The following is an 8,554-nucleotide window of genomic DNA, read 5'->3' on the forward strand; positions in this document are numbered from 1 at the left end:
GGCGGCCCGCAGGGCCTGAGCCGCCTCTCCCAGTGCCTGCCATGCGGCCGCCGCGTCCTTCCCGGCCTCTTCCAGCTCGCCGCTGTCCATGTGGGCCGCGACGGCGTTCGCCGCCTGTTCCAGCGCACCCCCCGCCCTGGCCAGTGTATCCGCCAGGGCTTGAGCCGCCTCTCCCAGCGCCGCTTCGTCGCCGCCGTTCCACAGAATGCGGGCGATCTCTGCCAGCGTGTCGGACATGTCCCCGAGGGCGGCGGCCAGGTCCCCGGCGGCAGCCCGAACCTCTTCCATGGCCTCCTGGCTCTGGAGGGCGCTGCCCAGGGCCGCGCCCAGATGCTCCAGCGCCGACAGCAGGCGGGCAACGGCCTCTTTTCCACTGGAGGCCGCCCGGCGGAGGGACTGGACTGCCGCCCGCAGCTCCTGTTCCGCCTGATCTCCCAGCCCCGATGCCGCGCCGACTTCATCCAGCGCATTCCCAAGCTCGTCGGCCAGGTCCTCCACCAGGTCCATCACATCGACGGCGTCATCCAGGATCGGCGCCAGCTGGTCGATGAGCCAGGAGATCCGGGCCGTGAGGCTGTTGAGCTCCTCGATATTCTCATTGGTCCAGTCCGCGGCGGAGTCCGCCAGATCGCCCACTGCCTCCCGGGCCTCGTCCGTCCGGGCGGAGATGGCGTCCATCCGGTCTGACAGAGCGTCGGAAGTGCCCCGCAGATCCTGCTGCGTCTGGTCCAGCAGATCCCCCAGACCGTCCAGGGCATCCAGCAGCTCCCCCATCTGCCCCTGGTCATAGAGCAGCCGCACTTCCGGCTCCAGCTGACCGGCGACGCCGCCCACGTCCTTCCGGCCCAGAATGTCGCCGGAGTTGGCACAGCCGTCCAGATATCCGGACTGCCGCCCCACGATGCCGCCGATGTTGTAGCCCACGTGGTCATAGCCCACGCTGCCGGAATTGGTGCAGCTCTGGATGATACCAGAGGAATACCCGGCGACGCCGCCGATATCGGTGCATACCGGCACGTTTTCCGCCGCGTTCAGCTGTTCCCGGTTGATGGCGTCCAGATCCAGCTCCGCATCCACCTCCGTGGTGTTGATGCTGCCGCTGTTCCGGCACTGGATAACGGCGCCGTAGTTCTGCCCGGCGATGCCCCCGGCATAATGCTCTCCCGTGACGGCTCCGGAGAAAGTGCAGTTGACGATCTGTCCCGAGCTCTCGTTGATCCCCACAAGACCGCCTATGCTGTCCGCTCCCCGCACCGTCCCGTGGAAGGTGCAGCCGGCAAGAAGGCCCCGGTTGCTGCCGGCAATGCCGCCCAGGGTATTCTTCCGGTCAGAGGGATCGACCCGTCCCTCCACCGACAGATCCCGCACTACGCCGGAGGGCTGTATGTACCGGAACAGTCCCCGGACATTGCCGCTGCCCGTGATGGACAGACCGGAAATGGTGTGGCCCTGCCCCTCAAAGGTCCCCCCAAAGGTGGGGATGGGGGTGAAGTCCGTGCCGGACAGGTCGATATCCGCCTCCAGGCGGACAATTCTCCCCTGGGACCAGCTGTCCAGGGTGCAGTTCTCTGCCAGTTGGACCAGGTCCTCCGCCGTGCGGACGAAAACCGTGTCCCCGCCTTCGGCGGCCAGGGCAGCAGGCGCCGCCAGGGACGCCAGCAGCACCGCCGCCAGAAGGAAGCTCAGGCATTTATGAATCTTCCGTCTCATGGGCGGGCTCCTCCTCTTTCTGATAAGCTCCCGTCTCCAGCATTCCGGAGACGTCCCCGTAAATCACGCCCTGGATCTGGGCATCCACTACGCCGGAAATACGGCCCCGAACCCGGCCGTTGACATAGACGGTGCCATGGGCACTCCTGGCAACCTCCGGCACCTTGAGATCGAACCGGGTCCGCTCCACGATCCCGTCGCCCAGGAACAGGATCTGGGGCAGGATGAACATGACCAGGAACATGGAGATCAGCGTCCCCCGACACAGGCACTCGCCGATGCCCACGATGGCAGGCTCTGTGGTGATTTGGGCGATGAGGAATCCGGCAGAGGACAGGATACTCCCCGAGGTCAGTACCGTGGGGAAGGACAGATTCAGCGCCTGGACGATGGCTTCCCGTCGGGACATCTCCGCCTTCAGCTCATTGTACCAGGAGGAGATCACGATGGCGTAGTCGATATTGGCGCCCATCTGGATGGCTGTCACGATCAGATAGCTCAGGAAGAAAATGGGCTTCTGGGCCATGCCGGGGAAGGAAAAATTGATCCAGATGCTGCCCTGGATCACCAAAATCAGCAGGATCGGCAGTCCCACAGACTGGAAGGTGAACAGCAGCACGATGATGACGAACACCACCGACAGGACACTGATCATGATGTTATCCCGGGCAAAGGAGACGGACAGGTCATAGTCGCTGGTGGAATCCCCCACCAGATAGACGCTGTCCGCGTCGTAGTACCGCTCCGCCTCCCGGTGGATGGTCTGGAGGAAAGCAAAGGTCTCCGCCCCCTCCTCCGGCAGGTTCAGATTGATGAGCATACGGGTGTAGTTTTCCCCCAGCATCTGGACCCGGGCGTTGTCGAGCTGTTCATAGAGATCGTCCAGGTCCGCCTGCTGCTCCTCGTCCAGATCCACATAGCCCTCCTCCGCCTTGTCGTAGGCGAAGAAAAACATATCCATCAGAGGGACCGCATAGTCGTCCAGACCGCCCACGATCCGGCCGTAGGCCTCCTCCTCCGCCGCGTAGGCAGTGTACAGCAGGCAGACGAGCTCGTAGTCTAGGTCTGTCATTTCGGAAAACTGCCGGGGCGTCAGGGCGTCGGTGAGGGTGTGTCCGTCCATCACCTCGATATTGGAGAGGCCCATGGCGTAGTCCACCTGATCGCAGGCCTCCAGCCGTTCCAGCAGGGCTTTCTCACTGTCATAGTCTCCCCGGGGCACCAGCAGAGCGATCACGTTCTGGGTGCCGAAGGTGTCGCTGACCCGCTGCTCCGCCACCTGGGACTCGTTCTGCCGCGCAGTCTCGATCTGGGTATAGCCGTACACATAGGGGCACCGGTTGGAGAGGAAAAAGCCCCCCACCAGGGCCACAATGAACAGCGGCACTCCCACATGGCGCAGCTTCAGGACAAATCCGCCCCAGCGGTCGATCCTGGGGATGAAGCTGCGGTGGCGGGTCCTCTCCATCGCCTTGGAAAAGAGCATCAGCAGCCCCGGCATCAGGGTGAACACCGACAGCATACTGAACAGAATGGACTTGATCAGCACGATGCCCATGTCGAAGCCGATCTGAAACTGCATGAACATCATGGCCGCCAGGCCGGAGATGGTGGTGAGGCTGCTGGCGGAGATGGAGGGAATGGCGGCGCTGACCGCCGCAATGCACGCCTCCCGGTCTCCGGCGTGCTCCCGCTCCTCCAGGAAGCGGTGCAGCATGATGATGGCATAGTCGATGGCCAGAGCCAGCTGGAGCACCACCGTCACAGAGTTGGAGACAAAGGAGATCTCTCCGAAGATGAAGTTCGTGCCCAGATTCAGCAGGGCCGCCGCGATAAAGGTCAGTAGCAGCACCGGAATCTCCGCATAGGAGCGGGAAGTCAGCAGCAGCACCAGCACGATGATAACCGCCGCTACCGCCAGGATGATCCCCATCTCATCGGCCAGGGAGTCCGCCTGGGAATCCCCCACAGAGCTGTCTATATAAAAGTCATAGGGGGCCAGCAGCTCCCGGATGGCCTCCATGGCGGCCAGGGCGGATTCGTCATCCTCCTCCCCCGCAAAGGTCACGGAGATCAGCGCGTCCGCGCCCTTGAAATATGATGCGATGTCCTCCGGCGTCTCGGCCTCCCCGTCCTCCTCTGCGCCGATGCTGTCTCCCAGGGACGCGGAGGAGACGCCCTCGATCTCCCCGATCTGTTCCGCCAGATCCTCCGCGATGCCCCGCGTCACGTGGGACACCATCACCCGGGCGGTACCGAAGGTGGTGAATTCCTCCTCCATCAGGGTCAGCCCCTGGCGGGTCTCTGTGGAGTCCGGCAGGTACTCCGTGATGTCGTTGCAGACGCTGACCCAGTTCCGGGAGAACAGGCAGAACAGCAGCGCACACGCGTACAGGAAAAAGATCAGCTTCCGCTTATCCACGATCACCGTGGCCAGCCGCACAAAAAAGGATGGTTTTTCAGTGTCTTTGCGCACAGTTTCAGCTCCTTCCGGCAATCCCGGTCCCATCACGGCTCAGGGGAGATCCGGCTCCCCTCCCATCGCATCCGGCAGACGTCCGCCGTGGTCACTCCAGTAAGGCGTTCCCCATGGAGCTCCAGCGCCGTCTCGCAGAAAAGGGTGCTGACCGCCGTCCGGATAGCATGAGAGAGGCACAGATGCCCATCCTCCGACCGTACGCCATGGACGGGGTTGCGGCGTCCCATCAGTTCCAGGGATCCTGTGACGGCAGAACCCTCGTATTGGAGGTCCAGGCGACCCTCCCTGGGGCCCATCTGGCTGTACAGCGTGACGTGATACTCTTCCCGCATCTTCCTCCGCTCCTTTCCGCATTTCCTCCAGCATACTGGAAACAGGCCCGGAGATGCAAGGTGCAGACCTTGGGCAGATGTCAGAAATCTGACACTTGCCCCCATTCTGCATAGATGCACTCCTCTGGAAAATGTGTTATACTGGACTGCAATGGACTGGAGTCTGCCGGTCCATGGAGGTCGATATGAAAAAACGGACATACGAGGCCAGCAATGCGGCCAAGCGGCAGATCTGCACTGTACTCAAGGAGCTGATGACCCAGAAACCCCTGAACAGGATCACCGTGGCGGAGATCATGCGGGGCTGCGGCATGGCGCGCCAGCATTTTTACTACCATTTTGACGATGTCTACGACGCGGTGCGCTGGATCTTTGAGGAGGAGGCGGTGGCGCTGCTCCGGGAACACGAGGGCGTCATGCTGTGGCAGGACGGCCTGCTCCAGCTTTTCCAATACCTGCAGGAGAACCGTGTGTTCTGCCTCTGCGCCCTTCGCTCCATGGGCCGGGACCACCTGAAGCGGTTCTTCCAGACGGATATCCGCGCCATCATCCGGAGCACGATCCGTCTGATTGCCGCGGAGCTGGGGTATGAGGCCGGGGAGCAGGAGCTCACCATGCTGACTCAGTTCTATGTGGGCGCGCTGGTAAGTATTGTGGAGGACTGGCTCCTGGGCGAGATCCAGGGCACGCCGGAGGAGCTGATCCGCTTTGTAGACCAAGTGCTGCGGGACCATGTGCGTGGCGCCGGGCTCCGGCTGTCCCAGGCAGGTCCCGGGACGGCGCCTCTTCTGGAACCGGACCACTGTGCCGGACCTGTTTCCAAATAAAAAGGCTCCGGGTTCCCAGAGAAACCCGGAGCCTTTTTCCGCTGTTCAACTCTCTGTGGGCAGGTCACTCCTGCGCATCGTGAAGCCAGAGATATCGCTCGTCCTCGTTGCGGGTGGTCTGCAGCCAGGGGTTGCCGTCCAGATGGCGGATCATCCAGCAGGTATACATCTGGAAGCCCGGCGCCACTGCCTGGGGATGCAGGCACCCGCCGGGGATGGCGGAGAAGCTGTTGTCCACGCTCTTGAATACCTGGTCCCCCACAAAACTGGCGCCGAAGCCCTCCGGCCGGTCGAACTTGAAGTAATAGCACTCCGGCTGGGGGTGCCGGTGGGGCAGATAGCCGGACCAGTTCCCCCGGTCGTTCAGCACCTCGCCCAGCACCATATTGGACCAGGGGGCGATATCCTTGTCAAAGATGGTGTTTACCCGGCGCTTGGCCACATTGCCGAACTTGCCCACGCAGGAGTAGACCCAGGGGGCGTCCTCCGGCCGGTACAGCCTGCCGGAGAACGCTGTGTCATTCTTCGTGCACTGGACCAGGATCTCCGCGTCTGTCTGCGCCTCCACGGTGATCTCCTCCCCGGCGCAGGCATGGAGGGCATAGGGGCCGTCAGTGAACACGTCTCTGCGGCTGACCGTCTCCGTCCGGCCCTCCCAGCCGAAGGTCACGGTTCCGGACAGAAGCAGCACCGCGGTCTCCTCGCCCCGTCGGCAAAAGCCTCTCTTCCGGCCGGGTTCCATCCGGTAGACCCGGATGTCCATCAGCATATCGCTGTATGCGTTGTCGTAGGTACAGAGGATTTCCTCGCCCTCCGCGTCAAACTCCGGATAGCCGAATACGTTTTTCATGTGTAATTCCTCCCAAATTCCATCATCCGGCGGGCCCGTTCAGGCGCCCGCGTTTGCTCCCTGCCGCTCCAGCAGGCGGCAGAGCATGGCGGCCAGCTCTCCCCGGGTGGCTGTCCGGTCCCCCTGATAGCTTCCCCGGACCATGCCCAGCGCCTGGGCGATGGCCGCATAGCCCAGGTCTGCCTCCGGGATGGCGGCAGCGTCGCTGTATGTGCAGGTGTAGATGCCCTGAAGCCGGGCGGCTGGACCATAACCTGCGCAGTCCAGCAGACATTTCACTGCCTGCCCGCGGGTGACGGCCCTGCCTTCATCCCGGGTTCCCCGGGGCAGAATACCCATCCGGTAGGCCATGGAATAGACGGTGTCCCGCGTGCTCTCATCCGCTGTCTCCGGGTCGATACAGTATCCTTCCAGGCTGGCCAACAGGGCCACCAGATCCCACTGGGTCAGCTGTTTGTCCGGCCGGAAGCGGCCCCCGTCATAGCCCACGCCATAGCGGGCCAGCTTCTCCACATCGGCTTTCACCCCGGAGCCCGACAGGTCCGTATAGGTGATGGCGGTATCCCCGGACTCCGGCGCCGCCGGTTTGCCGGTGGCGGCGTCAATGCCCAGATACCGCTCCTCCCGCTCCAGAGCGTAGGTCAGCCGCAGCTCGTAGAAGTGGGTAAGCCCCAGCTCCATCAGCCGGGCTTCCGTCTCGTCGCCGCTCTCCAGAGGGCGGGGCACCAGACGGTAGGCCAGGACCGTGTCATAGGTCCCCGCCCAGGCGGCCAGGGCCGCCGTCTCACCCACGATACCGGCGGAGCCGGCGAACGTCACATCCTCGTCGTACTGATAATCCAGCCGGTACACGGACCCGTCTCCGCTGTCGATGGCCACGGTATAGCGGTTCTCCGGGAAGGGAATGCCGCCTACCTGCTGGACGTATGTGAAGGTGTAGTACGGACGCCGGTCCTCCGTGTTGTCCCGGCCGTCATAGAGTGTCAGGGCACTCCACCGCCCGCCGCAGAGGGCGGACAGGAACGTCTCCGCTTTGACCTGCGCCTCCGCCTGGGTCAGGGCCGGTGTCTCCCCCTCCTCCATTCCGGGTGCGTAGGAGAACACCTCCTGGACCGCGCCGGTGCGGGCATCCACTGTGATGGTGCGGGAACAGCTGTCCTCCTCTCCGGGCCGCACATAGGACAGGACGCAGAGGACCTGATCCTCCTTCCCCTCCTGTTCCGCCAGACGGTAGGCGGCGGAGGACAGGGCGTACTCCGTCAGGCCGTAGACCGGCTCTGCCCGCAGGCTCTGGTCCAGGAACGCGGAGGACCGGACGCCCTCCATCTGGGCGATGCCCGCCTGCTCCGCCGGGCTGAGGCCGCTGCCCCCGCTCTCCGCAGCCGCGGTGTTGTCGGCACTGCCTCCGGCGCCCCAGCCGCCCATCTGGTCCTCCAGCTCCGTCAGATTCAAAAGCGCTCCTGTGGCGGCGTCTACATAAAAGGTGTCCGTATCCACCGGCAGATACCGGAGCACGGCCGACGTGCCGCCCGCCTCCCGCACGTATTCCAGCTTCAGCTCCAGGGTGTCCGTCAGGAGTTTGGCAGCCTGGTCGCGGCGCACCGCAGCGGCGGCAGAGGGGACGTCTCCCAGGAAGGTGTCCTCCGCCGTGGTCCGGTGGAAAGACCGGACCCGGTTGTCCGCCGCATCCACAGTGATGGAATAGGTCAGCGGCGAGGGCAGGCCGTTCAGCAGGATCACTCCGGAGTAGCGGCAGCTGTCCCCGCCCAGAATATCCATGCCGCGGGGCTCTTCCAGCTTCACGCTCTCCCCCTCCCGCAGGACCTTGTCCAAAAAGTCCCCGGCGGCCCGGGCGGCCGCGGCCTCATCCCCCTGGGGAAAGACCGGGAAATCCCCGCTGTTGGAGGCGGTGTACGGCAGACCCAGATCGTAGCTGATTACGGTCCCGTCATCCAGAGCGGAAATGGACAGTTCCTCCTCCAACTCGGTCGACCAGTACAGATCCCAGGCACCGGTCAGACCGTCCTCATACCAGCTGCCCTGAAATTCGTCATAGGCATCCGTGTCCAGATCCAGGGCCGCCTTTACGGCCTGGGTCACCCTGGCCAGGGCCTCGTCTGTGGTCTCCTCTGCGGCGGACGCCGGCAGCATCAGCCCCAGAGCCGTCACCATAGCCAGCGTCAAAGAAAACAGCTTCTTCATCATTCGTCCCTCCATTGTCGGCAGTTTCCGGAATGGTGATTCCATTCTATCCCAACAGACGGAAAAATTCCAGAGATGCTGCGGATTCTCCTTATTTTTTTAAGTTCCTTGAAAGGCAGAACGGCGGGCCGCACGGAGAATCTCCGCGCGGCCC

6 protein-coding genes are annotated in these 8,554 nt (G+C 63.5%); 1 reads left to right on the plus strand and 5 read right to left on the minus strand.

Annotated features, from left to right (window positions below; translation table 11 throughout):
• The 3 genes from HMPREF1546_RS07055 to HMPREF1546_RS07065 all read right to left on the minus strand — a co-directional run.
• Positions 1-1,710, minus strand: a 1,710-nt coding sequence (locus HMPREF1546_RS07055; RefSeq protein ID WP_021751817.1) for a GLUG motif-containing protein, incomplete at its 3' end; no start/stop codon positions are given.
• Positions 1,691-4,186, minus strand: a complete 2,496-nt coding sequence (locus HMPREF1546_RS07060; RefSeq protein ID WP_036630017.1) for an RND family transporter — start codon at positions 4,184-4,186, stop codon at positions 1,691-1,693. The genes HMPREF1546_RS07060 and HMPREF1546_RS07055, both read right to left, overlap by 20 nt.
• Positions 4,187-4,218: 32 nt before the next feature.
• On the minus strand, positions 4,219-4,521 hold the full coding sequence (locus HMPREF1546_RS07065) for a hypothetical protein (protein ID WP_021748849.1): 303 nt from the start codon (positions 4,519-4,521) through the stop codon (positions 4,219-4,221).
• A gap of 185 nt (positions 4,522-4,706) precedes the next feature.
• Between HMPREF1546_RS07065 and HMPREF1546_RS07070 the strand changes: the two genes are divergently transcribed.
• Positions 4,707-5,348 carry a TetR-like C-terminal domain-containing protein gene (locus HMPREF1546_RS07070; RefSeq protein ID WP_036630019.1) on the plus strand — a complete coding sequence of 214 codons (642 nt, stop codon included), beginning with the start codon at positions 4,707-4,709 and terminating at the stop codon, positions 5,346-5,348.
• A 64-nt stretch (positions 5,349-5,412) separates the two neighbouring features.
• Here the strand turns inward: HMPREF1546_RS07070 and HMPREF1546_RS07075 are convergent, their stop codons facing one another.
• A complete protein-coding gene (locus tag HMPREF1546_RS07075) occupies positions 5,413-6,198 on the minus strand; it encodes a 5-deoxy-glucuronate isomerase (RefSeq protein WP_021748851.1) in 786 nt (261 codons plus the stop codon).
• Positions 6,199-6,237: 39 nt separating this feature from the next.
• A complete protein-coding gene (locus HMPREF1546_RS07080) occupies positions 6,238-8,400 on the minus strand; it encodes an S-layer homology domain-containing protein (RefSeq protein ID WP_036630021.1) in 2,163 nt (720 codons plus the stop codon).
• Between the last annotated feature and the right edge of the window lie 154 nt (positions 8,401-8,554).

It is taken from the genome of Oscillibacter sp. KLE 1745, from assembly GCF_000469445.2.
Taxonomy (GTDB): Bacteria; Bacillota; Clostridia; order Oscillospirales; family Oscillospiraceae; genus Oscillibacter; species Oscillibacter welbionis.